The following is a 19,626-nucleotide window of genomic DNA, read 5'->3' on the forward strand; positions in this document are numbered from 1 at the left end:
TTTATGTGGCGAGGGGGCTTGTCCCCTCGCCACAAAAGCCCTTCAGCGATTAGCCCACTTCTCCAACCGCCCGATACGCCTCATCAATCGCCGCATGGGCATACGCACTCCACGCCGCATCCGAGTTGGCGATGCTTACATGCCCCAGCGGCTTACGCGCCAGGTCCTTCAGTTTTTCGCTTTCATCGGCATCATCAAACAAGCTGTTGGAGAAGGTCGCATAGCCGTGTGACCAACGGTTGACAGTGATCGCCAGAATGTCGGTCTGGTGGTTGAAACCGCCCGGGCCGAGCATGCGTTGCAGTTGATCCCGCAGTTGCGCTTCCAGTTGTTCAAATGTCTGCCCATACAACTTGCCCCGGCCGGCGCGGGCCTGGTCGCGGCCGTTCATGCCGCTGTTGGGGCTGGTGGGCACGTAGACCATGTGCAAACCAATCGGCTGTGTCGGGTCGCGTGGGTGCTCGTAGCCGCCCATGCTTACCGGGTAGTCGAGCTTGATCCGGCTGTAAGGCTGGGTAGCCGCATAAATCTCATGCACCCCCAGCTTCTGGAATGACGTCCAGTTGCGCACCACCACTTTGGTGTAGACCAGCGGATACTTCACGTTCTGGCTCAGGGCCTGGGCTTGTTCCGCTGGCAGGTCCCGCAGCAGGTACGGGATCATCATGTTGTAGCACGCCAGGATGCAGCGTTTGCCGCGTATCTGTGCGAGTTGGCCGCCACGGCTGTAGCCGATATGCACGCCGTCGCCGACGTTACGCACACTGACTGCCGTGCTATTGAGGCGCACCCGTACCGGCGTCTTGGGCTGATCAAGCTTGGCGTAGTCAAACGGCGCCAGCACGATGTCATCCATGGTGTGCCCGGGCGCCACGGCCGGAATCAGGCTGCGCACCAGCAACCGAGCGAGGGACGCGTTGCCGTCGGGGAAGTGGTAGATGTAGGGCTCTTCCATTTCTGCGGCGGCTTCTTCGCTGATAGGCGCGAGGTTCATGCCGCCAAAGCCCGGGAAACCCACGCTGTAGGCATCGGCCGAAGCCACGGCATCGATGCTCAGAGCCATGAAGTCGTTGGTGCGACTCTGGAAGTACTTCACCGCGCCCTCCGACAAGCCTACGTCCTTGAGCAGGAAATCGCGGTAGCTGGTGGCCGCCAGATAGTCGGCCTTTTCTTCGGCGGACTTGCCCGGCAGGTAATCCTTGGGCGTGACGTGCAGGGCGATCAGCGCCTGACGGTCGGCCTCCGGCAATGGGAAATCATTGATGAAGTCGCTGATGGAGCGCGCATGCAATTGGTCCGGGGCGATATCGTCGGCCACCATCGGTGTCGGGTCGCCGGTGACCAGCTTGTCTTCGCCGAAGTTTTCCTTGTCGAAGAACACCCCGCGGGATAACCCCAGGCCCGGGTAGAACTGGCGGTCGAAGGCGGTCTCGAAACGCTTGATGTTCACCCCGAGTTTCTTCAACAGCCCGTTTACTTCCTTGCTGTAAAGATGATTTGGCGATTGGAACGCTTCGCTGCCGCCGTAGCCGATGATCAGCCGGCCACCGGCCTGGAATTCATTGCGCTTGGCATGCCCGCCGAAGTCGTCGTGGTTCTCCAGGATCAGGATCTTCGCCTTCGGATGCTTCTCACGGTAGAACCACGCCGCCGACAAACCGCTCAAGCCGCCGCCGACCACCACCAGGTCGTAGTCTTCGGTGATCGGCAATTTATCGGTGTCGAACACCTTCTTTTCCCAGCCCATCTGGTGGGCAATTTCGAACGAACCCACATGGCTGCCACGCAAGCCGGTGAGGGCGGGTGGGTAGTAGCGGCCATCGGGAGCGGCCTGGAGGATTTGCAGCGGGGTCATGCCGGCGGCAATCGTGATGGCGACGCCGTTGAGGAAGTCGCGGCGGGTGATGTCCATGGGAACCTATGAATTATTTATTGTTATTAGGAGACCCCCTGTGGGAGCGGGCCGTTGTGGCGAGGGAGCTTGCTCCCGCTGGGCTGCGTAGCGGCCCCAAAAATCCTGGGAGCGCTTCGCACTTCAGCGGGAGCAAGCTCCCTCGCCACAGTTAGCCCGTTCCACAGGGGTAAAGGGTCAGTGCTTGAACATCACATGGCGAACGGTGGTGTAGTCCTCCAGGCCGTACATGGACATGTCCTTGCCATAGCCGGACAGTTTCTGACCGCCATGAGGCATTTCACTGACCAGCATGAAGTGGGTATTCACCCAGGTGCAGCCGTACTGCAAACGCGCAGCCAGGCGGTGGGCGCGGCCGACATCGGCGGTCCAGACCGACGACGCCAGGCCGTAGTCCGAGTCATTGGCCCAGGCCAATACCTGGGCTTCGTCGTTGAACTTGGTCACCGACACCACCGGCCCGAACACTTCGCGGCGCACGATCTCATCGTCCTGCTGCGCGTCAGCCAGCACGGTCGGCTCAAAGAAGAACCCGTTGCCTTCGACGGCCTTGCCACCGGTGATCAGGCGGATATGGGATTGCGCTACGGCACGCTCCACAAACCCGGCCACACGGTCGCGATGCTGCGCGGTGATCAGCGGGCCCAGTTCGGTATCCGGATCATCCTGCAAACCGTATTTGATGCTGGCGACTGCCGCGCCGAGCTTCTCGACAAACGCATCGTAGATATCGGCCTGTGCATAAATCCGGCACGCAGCGGTGCAATCCTGGCCGGCGTTGTAGAAACCGAAGGTACGGATGCCTTCCACGGCCGCGTCGATATCGGCGTCGTTGAAGATGATCACCGGCGCCTTGCCGCCCAGCTCCATATGCATGCGTTTGACGCTGTCGGCGGTGCTGGAAATGATATTGGCACCGGTGGCAATCGAACCGGTCAGCGACACCATGCGCACTTTCGGGTGATTCACCAGCGGGCTGCCAACGGTTGGCCCACGGCCAAACACCAGGTTGAGCACACCGGCCGGGAAAATTTCAGCGGCCAGTTCCACCAGGCGCAACGCGGTCAGCGGGGTTTGTTCCGATGGCTTGAGCACCACGGTATTACCGGCGGCCAGCGCCGGGGCGATTTTCCAGGCGACCATCATCAGCGGGTAGTTCCACGGCGCGATGGAGGCAATGACGCCCACCGGGTCGCGGCGGATCATCGAGGTGTGGCCCGGCAGGTATTCGCCGCCAGCCGAACCGCTCATGCAGCGGCTGGCGCCGGCGAAGAAACGGAACACATCGGCCACTGCCGGGATCTCGTCGTTCAGCGCGGCGCTGTAGGGTTTGCCGCAGTTGTCCGACTCCAGCTTGGCCAGCTCTTCGCCGTGGGCTTCGATGGCGTCGGCGAGTTTCAGCAGCAGCAGCGAGCGGTCTTTCGGCGGAGTTTGCGACCAGCCTTCAAAGGCGCTGTCGGCGGCGCGCACGGCGGCGTCGACCTGGGCTTCGCTGGCTTCCTTGATCTCCACCAGCACCCGGCCCAGCGCTGGGTTGAACACCGGCTGCGCCGGTCCTTCGCCTTCGACCAGATGGCCGTTGATCAGCAGTTTGGTTTGCATGGTTCAGTCCTCTTAAAGCTGCATCGTTTCCCCTGCCGAAACCGGTTCAAGTGTGGGAGCGGGCTTGCTCGCGAATGCGGTCTTTCAGTTGATACATCACGTGACTGATACACCGCTTTCGCGAGCAAGCCCGCTCCCACATTTGAATCTCATTCCTTCAGTGGCAATGTGTTGTCAGTTATTTACCGCCACTACCGGCCACGCTTTCGCCGCCGCGGGTCAGGTAATAGGCACCCAGAATCGGGAACATCGTCACGATCATCACCAGCATCGCCACCACGTTGGTCACCGGCACATCCCGTGGCCGGCTCAACTGGTTGAGCAGCCACAGCGGCAAGGTGCGTTCGTGGCCGGCGGTGAAGGTGGTGACGATGATTTCGTCGAACGACAGCGCAAACGCCAGCATGCCGCCGGCCAGCAACGCCGAGCCGAGGTTGGGCATGATGATGTAGCGGAAGGTCTGCCAGCCGTCGGCACCGAGGTCCATCGAGGCTTCGATCAGGCTGTGGGAAGTGCGGCGCAAACGGGCGATCACGTTGTTGTAGACGATCACCACGCAGAAGGTGGCGTGGCCGACGATGATGGTGAACATCCCCGGTTCAATCCCCAGGGTCTTGAAGGTCGCCAGCAACGCGATACCGGTGATGATCCCCGGCAGTGCAATCGGCAGGATCAGCATCAGCGAGATGCCTTGCTTGCCGAAGAACTCCCGGCGATACAGCGCTGCCGAGGCCAGGGTGCCGAGCACCATCGCAATCAGCGTGGCGATGGCGGCGATTTGCAGCGACAGCTTGATCGCTTCCAGCACGTCCGGTCGCGAGAAGGCCACGCTGAACCACTTCAGGGTGAAGCCCTGGGGTGGAAAGCTGAAGGCTGCCTCTTCGGTGTTGAAGGCGTAGAGGAAGATGATCAGGATCGGGAAGTGCAGGAAAACCAACCCACCCCAGGCCGCGATTTTTAAACCGAGTGAGGCTTTTTCAGAGTGCATCGAAGGCCCCCAGACGTTTGACGATGGACAGGTAAACCGCGATCAGCACGATTGGCACCAAGGTGAATGCAGCGGCCATGGGCATGTTGCCGATAGCGCCTTGCTGGGCGTAGACCATGCCGCCGACGAAGTAACCCGGTGGGCCCACCAGTTGCGGCACGATGAAGTCGCCCAGGGTCAGCGAGAAGGTGAAGATCGAACCGGCGGCAATCCCCGGCACCGACAGCGGCAAAATCACTTGCATGAAGGTCTGGCGCGGCTTGGCGCCGAGGTCGGCCGAGGCTTGCAGCAACGACGGTGGCAGGCGTTCAAGCGAGGCCTGGATCGGCAGAATCATGAACGGCAGCCAGATGTACACAAACACCATGAACCGCCCCAGGTGCGAGGTGCTCAAGGTGCTGCCGCCCACGCCGGGAATGCCCATGATGAATTGCAGCGCCGGCTCCAGGCCCAGGTGCTGCACGAACCACTGCGCCACGCCGCCCTTGGCCAGCAGCAGGGTCCAGGCGTAGGCCTTGACGATGTAGCTGGCCCACATCGGCATCATCACTGCGATGTAGAAAAACGCCTTGGTCTTGCCCGTGGTGTAGCGCGCCATGTAATAGGCGATGGGGAAGGCCACCACGGCACTGGCGATCGACACCACAATCGCCATGCTCAAGGTGCGCACGATGATGTCGAAGTTCGATGGCTGGAACAGCGCGGCGAAGTTGGCCAGGGTCAGGTCCGGCGTGACCGCCATGGTGAAGTCATCAAACGTATAGAAGCCTTGCCACAGCAAGGTCAGCAGCGAACCCAGGTAGATCGCACCGAACCAGATCAGCGGCGGCACCAGCAGCAACGACAGGTACAGGTTGGGCTTCTTGTACAGCAGGTTGGAAAACCTGCGCATCGGGGGTTGGGACAGGGCCAGGCTCATGTCACACCTCGCCTGCGATGTCGGTCAACGGGGTCATGGCTTCCCGCGCCCAGCGCGCGGTGATGGACTGGCCGACCTGATGCCCGGCGGTGGTGTCCAGCCATTGGTTGTTGGCCTGGCTGATGTTCAGGGCCTGGCCGTTTTCCAGTTTCAGTTCGTAGCGGGTGGCGCTGCCCTGGTACTGGATATCGTGCAGCAGGCCGCTGACTTCTACCTCGCCACTGCCCAGCGGGCCTTCGGCGAAACGCACGTGTTCCGGGCGGATCGAGAACGGCTGCGGGTTGCCGCTCAAGCGTTGCGCCAGCTCGCCACGAATCACGTTGGAGGTGCCGACGAACTCTGCGACGAAAGTGGTGGCGGGCTTCATGTACAGGTTGCGCGGGGTGTCGACTTGTTCGATGCGGCCTTTGTTGAACACCGCCACGCGGTCGGACATCGACAGCGCTTCGGTCTGGTCGTGGGTGACGAAGATGAAAGTGATGCCGAGTTGGCGTTGCAACTTCTTCAGTTCGCTTTGCATCTGCTCGCGCAGCTTCAGGTCCAGAGCGCCCAAGGGCTCATCGAGCAGCAGCACACGAGGGCGATTGACCAGTGCACGAGCCAGGGCCACCCGTTGACGCTGGCCGCCGGAGAGTTGCACCGGCTTGCGGTCGCCGTAGCCGCCGAGGGCAACCATGCCCAGGGCTTCTTCGGCACGGTCAAGGCGTTCGGTCTTGCCCACGCCTTTGACTTTCAGGCCGTAGGCCACGTTGTCCCGCACGTTCATGTGGGGGAACAGCGCGTAATCCTGGAACACGGTGTTCACGTCGCGCTGATAGGGCGGCAAACCGGCGGCTTCTTCACCGTGAATACGGATGGAGCCGGCACTCGGCTGCTCGAAACCGGCGATCAGGCGCAGGCACGTGGTTTTGCCCGAGCCGGAAGGGCCGAGCATGGAAAAGAACTCGCCGTCCTGGATATCGATGGAAACCCGGTCAACGGCTTTCACTTCGCCGAACTGACGGGAAACGTGGGTGAATTGGACTGCAAGCGTCATGGTGCGGTGCTCCAAAAAGGCGCGTTTTGGATAAAAATCAAATCCGAGGCGGTGCGGAAATTCGCAGCCTCGTTTCACTCGACAGCTCCTACATTCGGTGTAGGCGCTGTCGAGCGCAGGCGGCGGTATTGAGGTTCGCGTAGTAGCTGCCGAGGCACGAGGCTGCGTTGGGCCGCGAAGCGGCCCCGAAGGCTAGCGGCCGCCCATGATCGCGATGTAATCCTGGGTCCAGCGGCTATACGGCACGAACTTGCCGCCTTCAGCCTGCGGGGTTTTCCAGAAGGCGATCTTTTCGAACTGGTCGAAACCGTTGGTCTTGCAACCCTCGGCGCCGAGCAATTCGCTCTCCTTGCACGCAGCGGGAACCGCCGGCAACGAACCGAACCACGAGGCCACGTCACCCTGGACTTTCGGCTGCAGCGACCAGTCCATCCATTTGTAGGCGCAGTTCGGGTGCTTGGCTTCGGCGTGCAACATGGTGGTGTCCGCCCAGCCGGTAGCGCCTTCCTTCGGAATGGTCGAGGCAATCGGCTGTTTCTCGTTGACCAGGCCGTTGACCTGGTACGGCCACGCGCTGGACGCCACCACACCTTCGTTCTTGAAGTCACTCATTTGTACGGTGGTGTCGTGCCAGTAGCGGTGGATCAACGGTTGCTGGGCGCGCAACAGGTCGAGCACGGCCTTGTACTGGGTTTCGGTCAGTTCGTACGGGCTCTGGATGCCCAGTTCCGGCTTGGTAGCCTTGAGGTACAAAGCCGCATCGGCGATGTAGATCGGGCCGTCATAGGCCTGCACACGGCCTTTGTTTGGCTTGCCGTCCGGCAGGTTCTGCGCTTCAAACACCACGTTCCAGCTGGTGGGCGCGGTCTTGAACACGTTGGTGTTGTACATCAACACGTTCGGGCCCCATTGGTACGGCGTGCCGTACGTTTGCTGGCCAACCACGTACCACGGCGCATCTTTGAGGCGCGGGTCGATGTTCTTCCAGTTGGGAATGAGCGAGGTGTTGATCGGCTGCACGCGCTTGCCGCCGATCAGCCGCAGCGAGGCATCGCCCGACGCGGTGACCAGGTCGTAGCCACCCTTGGCCATCAAGCTCACCATCTCGTCAGAGGTGGCGGCGGTCTTGACGTTGACCTTGCAGCCGGTCTCTTTCTCGAAACCGGTGACCCAGTCGTAGTTCTTGTCGCTTTCGCCACGTTCGATATAGCCGGGCCAGGCGACGATATCCAACTGGCCTTCGCCGGCGCCGACCGCCTTGAGCGGTTCGGCGGCCTGGATACTGACACTGGCCAGCAGCGCGGTGGTCAGGGCACTGAGCAGTGCGGTCTTGTGCGCAGACATGGGGGTTCCCTCTTCTTTAATTATGGTCGGGGCAGTTTTTGCAGCAGGTGATGCGTGAGCGTAGTTGTTGTTTTAAAGATGCTGGCCGTGGCGCGCCATGATGTGCCGCACCACGCTGTAGTCCTGTAGCGAATCACTGGACAGATCTTTCCCATACCCCGAACGCTTCAAGCCGCCGTGGGGCATTTCGCTGACCAGCATGAAATGGCTGTTGATCCAGGTGCAGCCGTATTGCAGGCGCGACGCCACCTGCATGGCCTTGTCCAGGTTCTGGGTCCAGACGGAGGAGGCCAGGCCGTATTCCGAGTCGTTGGCCCAGTCCACGGCCTGCTCCAGTTCGTCGAAGCGGGTCACGGTGACCACCGGGCCGAACACTTCGCGCTGCACGATTTCATCATTCTGTTTACAACCGGCCAGTAAGGTTGGCTGGTAGAAGAAGCCGGCACCGGAATGCACGGCGGCGCCGGTGATGCGTTCGATATGTGGCTGGCCGAGGGCGCGTTCGACAAAACTGGCCACCCGGTCGCGCTGGCGCGTGCTGATCAGCGGGCCGAGTTCGTTGTCGGCATCGCGCTTGCCGGCAAACCGCAGGCTGCTGACGGCGGCGCCGAGGTCGGCCACCAACTTGTCGTGAATGCCGGCCTGGGCGTAGATGCGGCACGCGGCGGTGCAGTCCTGGCCGGCGTTGTAATACCCGTAGGCGCGCACGCCTTCGACCACGGCTTGCAGGTCGGCGTCGTTACACACGATCACCGGAGCCTTGCCGCCGAGTTCCAGGTGGGTGCGCTTGAGGGTCTTGGAGGCGGCCTGGAGGATTTTTTGCCCGGTGACGATATCGCCGGTCAACGAGACCATGCGCACCTTCGGGTGGCTGACCAAATGGCTGCCGACGCCTTCGCCGCCGCCACACAGGATGTTGATCACCCCGCGCGGCAACAGTTGGCTCAGCACGGGCGCCAGGGCCAGGATCGACAGCGGCGTATGTTCCGAAGGCTTGAACACCAGGGTATTGCCGGCGGCCAGGGCCGGGGCGATCTTCCAGGCGGCCATCATCAGCGGGTAATTCCAGGGCGCAATCGAGGCGACCACGCCAATCGGGTCGCGGCGCACCATGCTGGTGTAGCCCGGCAGGTATTCACCGCTGAGCTGCCCGGTCTGGCAGCGCACGGCACCGGCAAAGAAGCGGAACACATCGACAGTGGCACTCAAATCGTCCTGGCGCGCCAGGTGCAACGGCTTGCCGCAGTTCAGCGATTCCAGGCGGGCGAGGTAGTCGGCTTGTTTTTCGATGGCATCGGCGATGCCCAGGAGAATGTTCGAGCGCTGCTGGGGCGTGGTCCGCGACCAACCGGCAAACGCGCGGTGGGCGGCGAGGATCGCGGCTTCTACCTGTTCGGTGCTGGCTTCGGCGATGTGGGTGAGGATTTCACCGGTGGCCGGGTTGATGATCGGCTCGACAAAACCTTCGCCTGCGACCAGTTCGCCGTCGATCAGCAACGCAGTGAGCAGCGGTGTGGGCGCGCCAGACATTTTTCGCGATCTCTTTTCTTGTGTGGTCATGGCTGTTCTCTTACGAGGCGCCTGACCTTCTCTTATGGGATGAGCAGAGACTAGAGGTCAGGCGCGAGGTCAACAAATACTAAATACTGAAAGCAGCATTCGATTAAATAGATGGCTTGCGTGGGTGGGGCTGTTCACGGGCTACCGTCAGGAACGGGTCCACCAACGCCGGGCGCGCCGTGCCCCGGCGCCAGGCCAGGCCCACGTCGAGGGTTTGGCTGAGGTCGGCAATCGGCCGGGCTTCGATAATGTCGCCCTCCAGAGACCAGGGGCGGTAGGTCATATCCGGCTGGATCGACACGCCGAGGCCGGCGGCCACCAGGCTTCGCACGGCTTCCGTCGAGGCGGTGCGCAAGGTGACGCGTGGTTGCAGCCCGGCGCCGGTCCACATGCGTTGGGCGTTGTGGCCCATTTCGTCGACGTTCAGTTGAATCAGCGGTTCGCGGGCAACGTCGGCGAGGTTGATGCTGTCGTGTTCCAGCAACGGGTGCTGGGCGGGCAGCCATAAACGGTGGGGCGAGTGGGTGAGCACTTCGGTTTGCAGGGCGTGGCGGTCTTCGAGGTTAGAGAGGATCAGCACACCGACGTCGATTTCACCGCTGACCAGCAAGTGTTCGATATAGGGGCGTTCGTCTTCCATTACGCGGATTTCGACATTGGGGTACGCACGCTGGAAACGCGTGAGCAAATCCGCCAGGTAGTAGCCGGCGACCAGGCTGGTCACGCCGATGATCAATTGCCCGGCGACCTGGTCGGTGCTCTGTTGCAGGCTGCGCTTGGCGTTGTCGACGGTGGCGAGGATCAGGTGCGCCTGGCGCAGGAACTGGTGGCCCTGGTGGGTCAGGGTCATGCCCTTGGCATGGCGGTTGAACAGGTTGACGCCGATTTCCTGTTCCAGTTGCTGGATCGCCAGGGTCAGGGTGGACTGGGAGATGAAGGCGGTCTGGGCGGCGGCGGAGATCGAGCCGGTCTCGGCCACGGCGATAAAGTGACGGATCTGACGCAAGGTCATCATGCTGGAATTACCAGTGGGGTGTTTTTATAGATTTGTTCGAGTGTATATCGTTTTAATTGAGGGGTAAGCGCGTTACATCTGGAAGCACTCTAGATCGGGGGTTTTTGGCACTTAGTTTTACGCTGGGGGCCTATTGGTCCTGTGAACCCTAGTTTCTGGAGGCTGTGAATGAATACCCGTGGATTGCTCGATCAACTGCTCAAATCCGGGCAGGACATGTTGCAGAACAAGGCTGGCGGGCAGCGCAAGTCAGATGACAAAGGTGCCCTTGGCGGCCTGCTGGGCGGCGGCGGGTTGGGTAGCTTGCTCGGCGGTGCCGGTGGTGGGGCCCTCGCGGCTGGTGCCATGGGCCTGTTGATGGGCAACAAGAAAGCCCGCAAGTTTGGCGGTAAGGCGCTGACCTACGGTGGGTTGGCGGCGCTGGGGGTGATTGCCTACAAGGCGTATGGCAACTGGCAGGCGCAGCAGGCCAATGCGCCTCAGGGCGAGCCGCAGACCATCGACCGCCTGCCGCCGGCGCAAGTCGAGCAACATAGCCAAGGGATTTTGAAGGCGTTGGTGGCGGCGGCCAAGGCTGACGGGCATGTGGATGAGCGGGAGCGGGCGCTGATCGAAGGGGAGTTTTTGAAGCTGGACAATGATCGTGAGTTGCAGCAGTGGTTGCATGCTGAGCTGAACAAGCCTCTTGATCCGGCAGATGTGGCTAGGGCTGCCAGCACTCCGGAGTTGGCTGCCGAGATGTATATCGCCAGTGTGATGTTGGTGGATGAGGAGAACTTCATGGAGAAGTCGTATCTCGATGAGTTGGCGCGGCAGCTTAAGTTGGAGCCTGGGTTGAAGGCTGAACTGGAGAAGCAGGTGCGGCAGGCTGTGGTGGTTTGATTGTGTACATATCCGTTGTTTAGGTAACGGCGACTTAGGGTTCCGCTCTTACAGCGGGTCACTTTTGAAAAGCCGGAATGCCGGCCCAGTCAAAAGTAACCAAAACGCTCTGCCCCGCCTGTCGGCGCCTCGCTGTGGCTCGGCGTTCCCTCACTTCGGCATTGCTCCGCGGGCCGCCGCGACGGGCCATCCATGGCCCGGCGCGGGTAAACCGGCGTCCTGCCGGTTTACCCGCTCCGTAATACCTGCGTTCGGCCTCGGGCTGAATGGGGCAGTCAGATCAAGATCAAAAGCAAGAGCACAGCGGCCTACCGGCCGGCTTGAGTGTTAGAAGCAGAGGCAAGATCCAGAGCGAAAGCAGAGCTGCTTTTCTGTGGGAGCGGGCTTGCTCGCGAAAAACCTGAGGGCGCCGCGTTCATTCAGGATGCCCGCGTCATCGTTAACGACCTTCGCGAGCAAGCCCGCTCCCACATTTGGACCGTGCCCGCTTTAGCTTCTGATCTTGCTGTTGCTGTTGCTTCACCACACTCAAGCCGGCCGGTAGGCCGCTGTGCTGTTGATCTGCTTTTGATCTTGATCTTAGGCGCCCCGTTAAACCACGCTGGCCGAACGTAGGCAGTACGGAGCGGGTAAACCGGCAGGACGCCGGTTTAGCCGCGACGGGGCAGGGACGCCCCGTCGCGGCGGCCCGCTTCGTGCTGCCGGAGTGAGGGCACACCGAGCATTAGCGAGGTGCCGAGTGGTGGGGCAAGAGCCCTTTTGGTTACTTTTGGGGCTCTTTTCCAAAAGTGACCCGCCGTAAGGGCGGAACCCTAAGCCGCCGTTACCGCAGCAACGGATATGCCCCCCCCAAAAACTTCCCCCCCCGTGTGACCCAGATCCCACAACCCGTTGATTAATGATGGCACCCGCTCAGCTATACTCCCCTCCATTTGAATGGCCCTCGAGGAATTACTGTGAAGAACTGGACCTTGCGCCAACGGATATTGGCAAGCTTTGCGGTCATCATCGCGATCATGCTGCTGATGGTAGTGGTCTCGTATTCACGACTGTTGAAGATCGAGGCTGGCGAAGAGTCAGTCCGCGACGACGCAGTCCCCGGGGTCTACCTAAGCTCCATGATCCGCAGCGCCTGGGTCGACAGTTACCTCGACACCCTCGACATCATCGGCCTGCGCAAAGACAAGGTGCTCACCGACGCCGACAAGGCCGACTACAAGTCCTTCGAAGCGCGCATCCTCACGCAGATGGCCAATTACAAGGCAACCATCAACGGCGCTGACGATCAGGCCGAGTTCGATAAATTCGAAGCCCTGCACCAGGCCTACAACAAGGCATTGGCCACCGTAACGGACAATCTGCAACGCAATGACGTCGCCGCCGCCCGCAAAGTGTTCGACGAAGAGCTGACCCCGACCTGGACCGCAGGCCGCAAGAAGCTCAACGACATCATCACCGAAAACAAAAACGTCGCCGACCGCGCCACCAACGCTATCGACGACGCGGTGTCCGCTGCAAAAATCAGCATGGGCGTCTCCCTGATCCTTGCGATCCTCGCCGCCGGTCTCTGTGGCCTACTGCTGATGCGCGCGATCATGGCGCCGATGAAACGCATCGTCGACATCCTCGAAATCATGCGCACCGGTGACCTGAGCAAACGCCTGAACCTGGAACGCAAAGACGAATTCGGCGCGGTAGAAACCGGCTTCAACGACATGATGACCGAGCTCACTGCCCTGGTATCCCAGGCACAGCGCTCCTCGGTCCAGGTCACCACTTCGGTCACCGAGATTGCCGCCACCTCCAAGCAACAACAGGCCACCGCCACGGAAACCGCTGCGACCACTACGGAAATCGGCGCTACTTCCCGGGAAATCGCCGCCACTTCCAAGGATTTGGTCCGCACCATGACCGAGGTCTCCACCGCAGCCGACCAGGCCTCGGTGGCCGCCGGTTCCGGCCAGCAAGGCCTGGCACGCATGGAAGAAACCATGCACTCGGTGATGGGCGCTGCCGATCTGGTGAACGCCAAGCTGGCGATCCTCAATGAGAAGGCCGGCAACATCAATCAGGTGGTCGTGACCATCGTCAAGGTTGCCGACCAGACCAACCTGCTGTCCCTCAATGCCGCCATCGAGGCCGAGAAGGCCGGTGAATACGGTCGCGGTTTTGCCGTGGTGGCTACCGAAGTGCGGCGCTTGGCCGACCAGACCGCCGTCGCTACTTATGACATCGAGCAGATGGTGCGCGAGATCCAGTCGGCAGTGTCGGCCGGGGTGATGGGTATGGACAAGTTCTCCGAAGAAGTGCGCCGTGGCATGTTCGAAGTGCAGCAAGTGGGCGAGCAGTTGTCGCAGATCATCCATCAGGTGCAGGCCCTGGCGCCGCGGGTGTTGATGGTCAACGAGGGCATGCAGGCCCAGGCCACCGGCGCCGAGCAGATCAATCATGCGCTGGTGCAGTTGGGTGATGCCAGCAGCCAGACCGTAGAGTCCCTGCGCCAGGCCAGCTTTGCCATTGACGAGCTGAGCCAGGTCGCGGTCGGCCTGCGCAGCGGCGTGTCGCGTTTTAAAGTCTGATGAGCGACCTCGCGGCTAAACGCGGTGCCGTTGCGGCAGTGAAGAAAGCACTGTTCCTGGTGTTTCACATCGGCAATGAACGGTATGCCCTCAAGGCCACGGAAGTGGCCGAGGTACTGCCGCGCCTGCCGCTCAAGCCCATTGCCCATGCGCCTGTGTGGGTCGCCGGGATCTTTGCCCATCGCGGGGCGATGGTGCCGGTGATCGACCTTAGTGCCCTGACCTTCGGCACGCCGGCCCAGGCGCGCACCAGTACGCGCCTGGTACTGGTCAACTATCAGCCGGATGCACTGGCTCCGGTGCGCTGGCTGGGGCTGATCCTCGAACAAGCCACCGACACCTTGCGCTGTGATCCTGCTGAGTTCCAGCCCTACGGCCTGGACAACCGCCAGGCACGCTACCTGGGCCCGGTGCGTGAAGATGAGCACGGCTTGATGCAGTGGATTGGCGTGGCCGACCTACTGACGGCTGATGTGCAGGCGCTGCTGTTTGCCGCCGGCGAGGAGGGTTGATGAGCAGTGATCAACGCTTCTTCGACTTCCTGAAAGAACGCATCGGCCTCGATGTGGCCTCGGTGGGCGAAGCGATTATCGAGCGTGCCGTGCGCCAGCGCAGCATCTCCCTTAACGCACAGACGCCAGATCAATACTGGCAGCAGTTGCTGGTCTCGACCGACGAACAGCAAGCGCTGATCGAAGCGGTGATCGTCCCCGAAACCTGGTTTTTCCGTTACCCCGAGTCCTTCGCCACATTGGGCCGGCTGGCGGTCGCACGTCTGGCTGAAATCAAGCACATGCGCGCCCTGCGGATCCTCAGCCTGCCATGTTCCACCGGCGAAGAACCCTATTCGATCGCCATGGCCTTGCTCGACGTCGGGCTGGCACCGCATCAGTTCAAAGTGCAAGGCATGGACGTCAGCCCGCTGTCGGTGGAGCGCGCCCGCCGCGGGGTGTACGGTAAGAATTCGTTTCGCGGCCAGGATATCGAGTTCCGCGATCGCCACTTCACCGAACAAACCGACGGCTACCGAATTGCCGACCGGGTACGCGAACAAGTGCGCCTGCAAGTGGGCAACCTGCTGGACCCCACGCTGCTGGCCAACGAGCCCACCTACGATTTCGTGTTCTGCCGCAACCTGCTGATCTACTTCGACCAGCCTACCCAGAAGCAGGTGTTTGAAGTGCTCGAGGGCCTGACCCACGTCGACGGCGTACTGTTTATCGGGCCTGCCGAAGGCAGCCTGCTGGGGCGCCTGGGCATGCGTTCGATTGGTGTGCCGCAGTCGTTTGCCTTCAGTCGCCACGCTGAACCTGCGCCGGAACCGGTATTTGTGCCGATGCCTGCGCCGATCCCCCAGCGCAGTGCCGCGCCTATCCCGACCAAGCCACGGCCGTTCAGCACGATCAGCGCTCAACCCGTCGTTCCGATCAAACCGCCACCCGCGCAGTCGGACGCTGCCGATCTGCTCAGCCAGATCGCAACCCTGGCCAATGAAGGTAAAAGCCTTGAGGCCCGTGCCGCCTGCGAGCGTTATCTGCAAACTCACCCGCCAGCAGCCCAGGTGTTTTATTGGCTGGGCCTGCTCAGCGATGTGGCCGGCAGCGCCCTGGAAGCCCAGGGTTATTATCGAAAAGCCTTGTACCTGGAACCCCAGCACCCGCAGGCCTTGATGCACCTGGCCGCGTTGCTCGAATCCCAGGGCGATGTCGCCGGCGCCCGCCGTTTGCAGGCCCGTGCCGCCCGCAGTGAGCGTAAACAATGACCCTGGATACCGCGCTGAACCTGGCCCTGGCCGACACCCAAGCCATCGACGACTGCTGGAACCGTATCGGCATCCACGGCGACAAGTCTTGCCCGTTGCTGGCCGAACACATCCACTGTCGCAACTGCTCGGTGTATTCCGCCGCCGCCACGCGCCTGCTCGACCGCTACGCCTTGCAGCAGGACGATCATCGTCCCGTAGCGGCGCCGGAAGTCGAAGGCGATGTAGTCACCCGTTCGCTGTTGATGTTCCGCCTCGGCGAAGAGTGGCTGGGCATCGCCACCCGCTGCCTGGTGGAAGTGGCACCGCTGCAACCGATTCACTCCTTGCCACATCAGCGTTCACGCGCCCTGTTGGGCGTGGCCAATGTGCGCGGCGCGCTGGTGGCGTGCCTGTCCCTGGTGGAATTGCTCGGGCTGGACGGCGCCAGCAGCGGCCCCAGTGGCGGGCGAATCATGCCGCGCATGCTGATCATCGCGGCGCAGGACGGCCCGGTGGTGGTGCCGGTGGACGAAGTGGACGGCATCCATGCCATTGATGAACGCACCTTGAACGCGGCGTCTGCCTCGGGCACCCAGGCCAGCGCCCGCTATACCCAAGGCGTGTTGCAGTGGAAAGGCCGCAGCCTGCGCTGGCTGGACGAGGCGCAATTGTTGTCTGCCGTGACCCGGAGCCTCACATGACCCCCGACCAGATGCGCGATGCCTCGCTGCTGGAACTGTTCAGCCTGGAAGCCGACGCCCAGACCCAGGTGCTCAGTGCCGGTCTGCTGGCCCTGGAGCGCAACCCGACCCAGGCCGACCAGCTCGAAGCCTGCATGCGCGCCGCCCATTCCCTGAAGGGGGCGGCACGTATTGTCGGAGTGGACGCCGGTGTCAGCGTCGCCCACGTCATGGAAGATTGCCTGGTCAGCGCCCAGGAAAGCCGGCTGTACCTGCTGCCGGAACATATCGACGCACTGCTGCAAGGCACCGATTTGCTGATGCGCATCGCCACGCCGGGCAACACCGTGGGCACGGCGGACATCGAGTCCTACGTCGCGCTGATGGAGCGTTTGCTCGACCCGTCGCAAAAAGTCGCACCGCCCGTTGCGCCAACGCCAACGCCAACGCCGGCACCTGCGCCAGAACCTGAATTGTCGATGGAAGCACTGCTGACGCTGCCGCCGGAGCCCGAACCCGCGCCGCCCGTCAGTGCCGAACAGCCACGCCAGAACAAACGCATGACCGAAGGCGGCGAGCGCGTATTGCGGGTCACTGCCGAACGCTTGAACAGCCTGTTGGACCTGTCCAGCAAATCCCTGGTGGAAACCCAGCGGCTCAAGCCATATCTCGCCAGTTTGCAACGTCTCAAGCGCATCCAGAGCAACAGTGCTCGGGCCCTGGATAACCTCGACGGCCACCTCAAGACCGTCGACCTGAGCCTGGAAGCCCAGGAAGCCCTGGCCGACACCCGCCGCCTGTTGAGCGAAGCCCAGGCGTTGCTCGCGGAAAAAACCGCCGAAATCGATGAGTTCGGCTGGCAGGCCGGGCAGCGTGCCCAAGTCCTGTACGACACCGCGCTGGCATGCCGTATGCGGCCGTTTGCCGATGTACTGGCCGGTCAGGTGCGCATGGTTCGGGATTTGGGCCGCAGCCTCGGTAAACAGGTGCGCCTGGAAATCGAAGGCGAGAAGACCCAGGTCGACCGCGACGTGTTGGAAAAACTCGAAGCGCCGCTCACCCATTTATTACGCAATGCCGTCGACCATGGCATCGAAATGCCTGAGCAACGCCTGCTGGCGGGCAAACCCGCCGAAGGCTTGATCCGCCTGCGAGCGTCCCACCAGGCCGGCCTGCTGGTGCTGGAACTGAGCGACGACGGCAACGGTGTCGACCTGGAACGCCTGCGCGGCACCATCGTCGACCGGCATTTGTCGCCGCTGGAAACCGCCCTGCGCCTGAGCGAAGAGGAGCTGCTGACGTTCCTGTTCCTGCCGGGTTTCAGCCTGCGGGACAAGGTCACCGAGGTTTCGGGCCGCGGTGTCGGTCTGGATGCGGTGCAGCATATGGTTCGCCAGTTGCGCGGCGCGGTGGTGCTGGAGCAAACGGCGGGGCAGGGCAGTCGCTTCCATCTTGAAGTGCCGTTGACCCTGTCGGTGGTGCGCAGCCTGGTGGTGGAGGTCGGTGAAGAGGCCTACGCCTTCCCGCTGGCTCACATCGAACGTATGTGTGACCTGGCCCCCGACGACATCGTGCAACTGGAAGGTCGCCAGCATTTCTGGCACGAAGGCCGGCATGTCGGCCTGGTCGCCGCCAGCCAGTTGCTGCAGCGCCCGCCCGGGCAGGGCAATCAGGAAACCCTCAAGGTCGTGGTGATCCGCGAGCGCGATGCCGTCTACGGGATTGCCGTGGAGCGTTTTATCGGCGAGCGCACGCTGGTGGTGCTGCCCCTGGATGACCGGCTGGGCAAAGTCCAGGACATCTCCGCCGGTGCCCTGCTCGATGACGGCTCGGTGGTGTTGATCGTCGACGTTGAAGACATGCTGCGTTCAGTGGACAAGCTGCTCAATACCGGTCGTCTGGAGCGCATCGCCCGGCGTACCCAGCAAACCCAGGAAGCCGCGCGCAAGCGTATTCTGGTGGTGGATGACTCACTGACCGTGCGCGAGCTGCAACGCAAACTGTTACTTAATCGCGGTTACGAAGTAGCCGTGGCGGTCGATGGCATGGATGGCTGGAACGCGCTGCGCTCCGAAGACTTTGACCTGTTGATCACTGACATTGATATGCCTCGCATGGACGGTATTGAATTGGTCACACTCTTGCGCCGTGATACTCGCCTGCAATCCCTGCCGGTGATGGTTGTTTCCTACAAAGACCGGGAAGAAGACCGCCGCCGTGGACTGGACGCCGGCGCCGACTATTATCTAGCCAAGGCCAGCTTCCATGACGACGCGTTGTTGGACGCGGTGGTAGAGCTGATTGGAGGAGCCCGGGCATGAGGATTGCGATCGTCAATGACATGCCCATGGCTGTGGAAGCCTTGCGCCGGGCGCTGAGTCTTGAGCCGGCCCATGAAGTGGTATGGGTCGCCACCAATGGTTTGGAGGCGGTGCAGCGCTGCACCGAGCTGACGCCCGACCTGATTCTGATGGACCTGATCATGCCGGTGATGGACGGCGTGGAAGCCACCCGGCAGATCATGGCCGAGACGCCCTGCGCGATCCTGATTGTCACCGTTGATCGCCAGGCCAACGTCAGCCGCGTGTTTGAAGCCATGGGGCATGGCGCCCTGGATGTGGTCGACACCCCCGCGCTGGGCGTGGGTAACCCGAAGGACGCCGCGGCGCCGCTGTTGCGCAAGATCCTCAATATCGGCTGGCTGATCGGCCAGCGTGGCAGCCGCGTACGGGCCGAGCCTGCGCCCCAGCGAACCATGGGCAAACGCCAGAGCCTGGTAGCCATCGGCTCATCCGCCGGTGGCCCGGCAGCCCTGGAATCCCTGCTCAAGGGCTTGCCCCGGGACTTTTCGCCGGCCATTGTGTTGGTGCAGCATGTGGACCAGGTGTTCGCCGCCGGCATGGTCGAATGGCTGAGCAGCGCCTCGGGCCTGCCGGTGCGCCTGGCCCGCGAAGGCGAGCCGCCCCAAAGCGGCGTGGTGTTGCTGGCGGGCACCAATCATCATATTCGGCTGCTGAAGAACGGCACGCTGGCCTACACCGCAGAGCCGGTGAACGAAATTTATCGGCCGTCCATCGACGTGTTTTTCGAAAGCGTTGCCAGTTACTGGAACGGTGATGCCGTCGGCGTGCTGCTGACGGGGATGGGCCGTGATGGCGCTCAGGGACTTAAAACGATGCGTCAGCAAGGCTACCTGACCATCGCGCAGGACCAGCAAAGCTGTGCGGTTTATGGCATGCCCAAAGCGGCAGCGGCGATCGACGCGGCTGTTGAAATTCGCCCATTGGACAGAATTGCGCCACGATTGCTGGAGGTATTCGCAAAATGACCGATATCACACGCTGTCCTGGCCTGCAGGTAGTAAT

Annotated in this window: 15 protein-coding genes; 7 read left to right on the forward strand and 8 right to left on the reverse strand. The window is 62.1% G+C overall.

Translation table 11 applies throughout. From position 1 onward, the window contains the following. Window positions 1–49: 49 nt before the first annotated feature. From ACA046_RS05980 to ACA046_RS06015, 8 genes are all read right to left on the reverse strand, one after another. The gene (locus tag ACA046_RS05980; RefSeq protein WP_497676091.1) at window positions 50–1,912 is read right to left on the reverse strand and encodes an NAD(P)-binding protein; all 1,863 of its coding nucleotides are present in this window, start codon (window positions 1,910–1,912) and stop codon (window positions 50–52) included. Between the two features lie 177 nt (window positions 1,913–2,089). Then, the gene (locus ACA046_RS05985; RefSeq protein WP_497676092.1) at window positions 2,090–3,514 is read right to left on the reverse strand and encodes a gamma-aminobutyraldehyde dehydrogenase; all 1,425 of its coding nucleotides are present in this window, start codon (window positions 3,512–3,514) and stop codon (window positions 2,090–2,092) included. A gap of 178 nt (window positions 3,515–3,692) precedes the next feature. Then, window positions 3,693–4,502, reverse strand: a complete 810-nt coding sequence (locus ACA046_RS05990; protein WP_459026393.1) for an ABC transporter permease — start codon at window positions 4,500–4,502, stop codon at window positions 3,693–3,695. Next, on the reverse strand, window positions 4,492–5,421 hold the full coding sequence (locus ACA046_RS05995) for an ABC transporter permease (protein WP_076017498.1): 930 nt from the start codon (window positions 5,419–5,421) through the stop codon (window positions 4,492–4,494). Before ACA046_RS05995 ends, ACA046_RS05990 begins: the two co-directional genes overlap by 11 nt. A gap of 1 nt (window position 5,422) precedes the next feature. Next, on the reverse strand, window positions 5,423–6,457 hold the full coding sequence (locus tag ACA046_RS06000) for an ABC transporter ATP-binding protein (RefSeq protein ID WP_497676093.1): 1,035 nt from the start codon (window positions 6,455–6,457) through the stop codon (window positions 5,423–5,425). A 192-nt stretch (window positions 6,458–6,649) separates the two neighbouring features. Further along, complete coding sequence (gene ydcS, locus ACA046_RS06005; protein ID WP_076017496.1) at window positions 6,650–7,801, reverse strand: putative ABC transporter substrate-binding protein YdcS; 1,152 nt, start codon at window positions 7,799–7,801, stop codon at window positions 6,650–6,652. A 72-nt stretch (window positions 7,802–7,873) separates the two neighbouring features. After that, window positions 7,874–9,331 (reverse strand): gamma-aminobutyraldehyde dehydrogenase, encoded by a 1,458-nt coding sequence (locus ACA046_RS06010; protein WP_172834529.1) that lies wholly within the window; start codon window positions 9,329–9,331, stop codon window positions 7,874–7,876. Window positions 9,332–9,464: 133 nt separating this feature from the next. Beyond that, window positions 9,465–10,376 carry a LysR family transcriptional regulator gene (locus ACA046_RS06015; RefSeq protein ID WP_003209548.1) on the reverse strand — a complete coding sequence of 304 codons (912 nt, stop codon included), beginning with the start codon at window positions 10,374–10,376 and terminating at the stop codon, window positions 9,465–9,467. A 168-nt stretch (window positions 10,377–10,544) separates the two neighbouring features. Here ACA046_RS06015 and ACA046_RS06020 point away from each other — a divergent pair, with 168 nt between their 5' ends. The 7 genes from ACA046_RS06020 to ACA046_RS06050 all read left to right on the forward strand — a co-directional run bounded on the left by ACA046_RS06020 (window position 10,545) and on the right by ACA046_RS06050 (window position 19,589). Continuing rightward, window positions 10,545–11,258 carry a tellurite resistance TerB family protein gene (locus ACA046_RS06020; RefSeq protein WP_459026401.1) on the forward strand — a complete coding sequence of 238 codons (714 nt, stop codon included), beginning with the start codon at window positions 10,545–10,547 and terminating at the stop codon, window positions 11,256–11,258. Between the two features lie 956 nt (window positions 11,259–12,214). Next, the gene (locus ACA046_RS06025; RefSeq protein WP_459026402.1) at window positions 12,215–13,837 is read left to right on the forward strand and encodes a methyl-accepting chemotaxis protein; all 1,623 of its coding nucleotides are present in this window, start codon (window positions 12,215–12,217) and stop codon (window positions 13,835–13,837) included. Further along, entirely contained in the window at window positions 13,837–14,349 is a 513-nt protein-coding gene (locus ACA046_RS06030) for a chemotaxis protein CheW (protein ID WP_497676094.1), read from the forward strand. The genes ACA046_RS06025 and ACA046_RS06030 overlap by 1 nt, the downstream gene beginning before the upstream one ends. Then, window positions 14,349–15,599, forward strand: a complete 1,251-nt coding sequence (locus ACA046_RS06035) for a CheR family methyltransferase (RefSeq protein WP_497676095.1) — start codon at window positions 14,349–14,351, stop codon at window positions 15,597–15,599. The genes ACA046_RS06030 and ACA046_RS06035 overlap by 1 nt, the downstream gene beginning before the upstream one ends. Next, window positions 15,596–16,282 (forward strand): chemotaxis protein CheW, encoded by a 687-nt coding sequence (locus ACA046_RS06040; RefSeq protein WP_459026408.1) that lies wholly within the window; start codon window positions 15,596–15,598, stop codon window positions 16,280–16,282. Before ACA046_RS06035 ends, ACA046_RS06040 begins: the two co-directional genes overlap by 4 nt. Continuing rightward, the gene (locus ACA046_RS06045; RefSeq protein ID WP_497676096.1) at window positions 16,279–18,582 is read left to right on the forward strand and encodes a hybrid sensor histidine kinase/response regulator; all 2,304 of its coding nucleotides are present in this window, start codon (window positions 16,279–16,281) and stop codon (window positions 18,580–18,582) included. The genes ACA046_RS06040 and ACA046_RS06045 overlap by 4 nt, the downstream gene beginning before the upstream one ends. Then, the gene (locus ACA046_RS06050; protein WP_497676097.1) at window positions 18,579–19,589 is read left to right on the forward strand and encodes a chemotaxis response regulator protein-glutamate methylesterase; all 1,011 of its coding nucleotides are present in this window, start codon (window positions 18,579–18,581) and stop codon (window positions 19,587–19,589) included. Before ACA046_RS06045 ends, ACA046_RS06050 begins: the two co-directional genes overlap by 4 nt. Window positions 19,590–19,626 lie beyond the last annotated feature (37 nt).

It is taken from the genome of Pseudomonas sp. LBUM1641 (genome assembly GCF_059716235.1).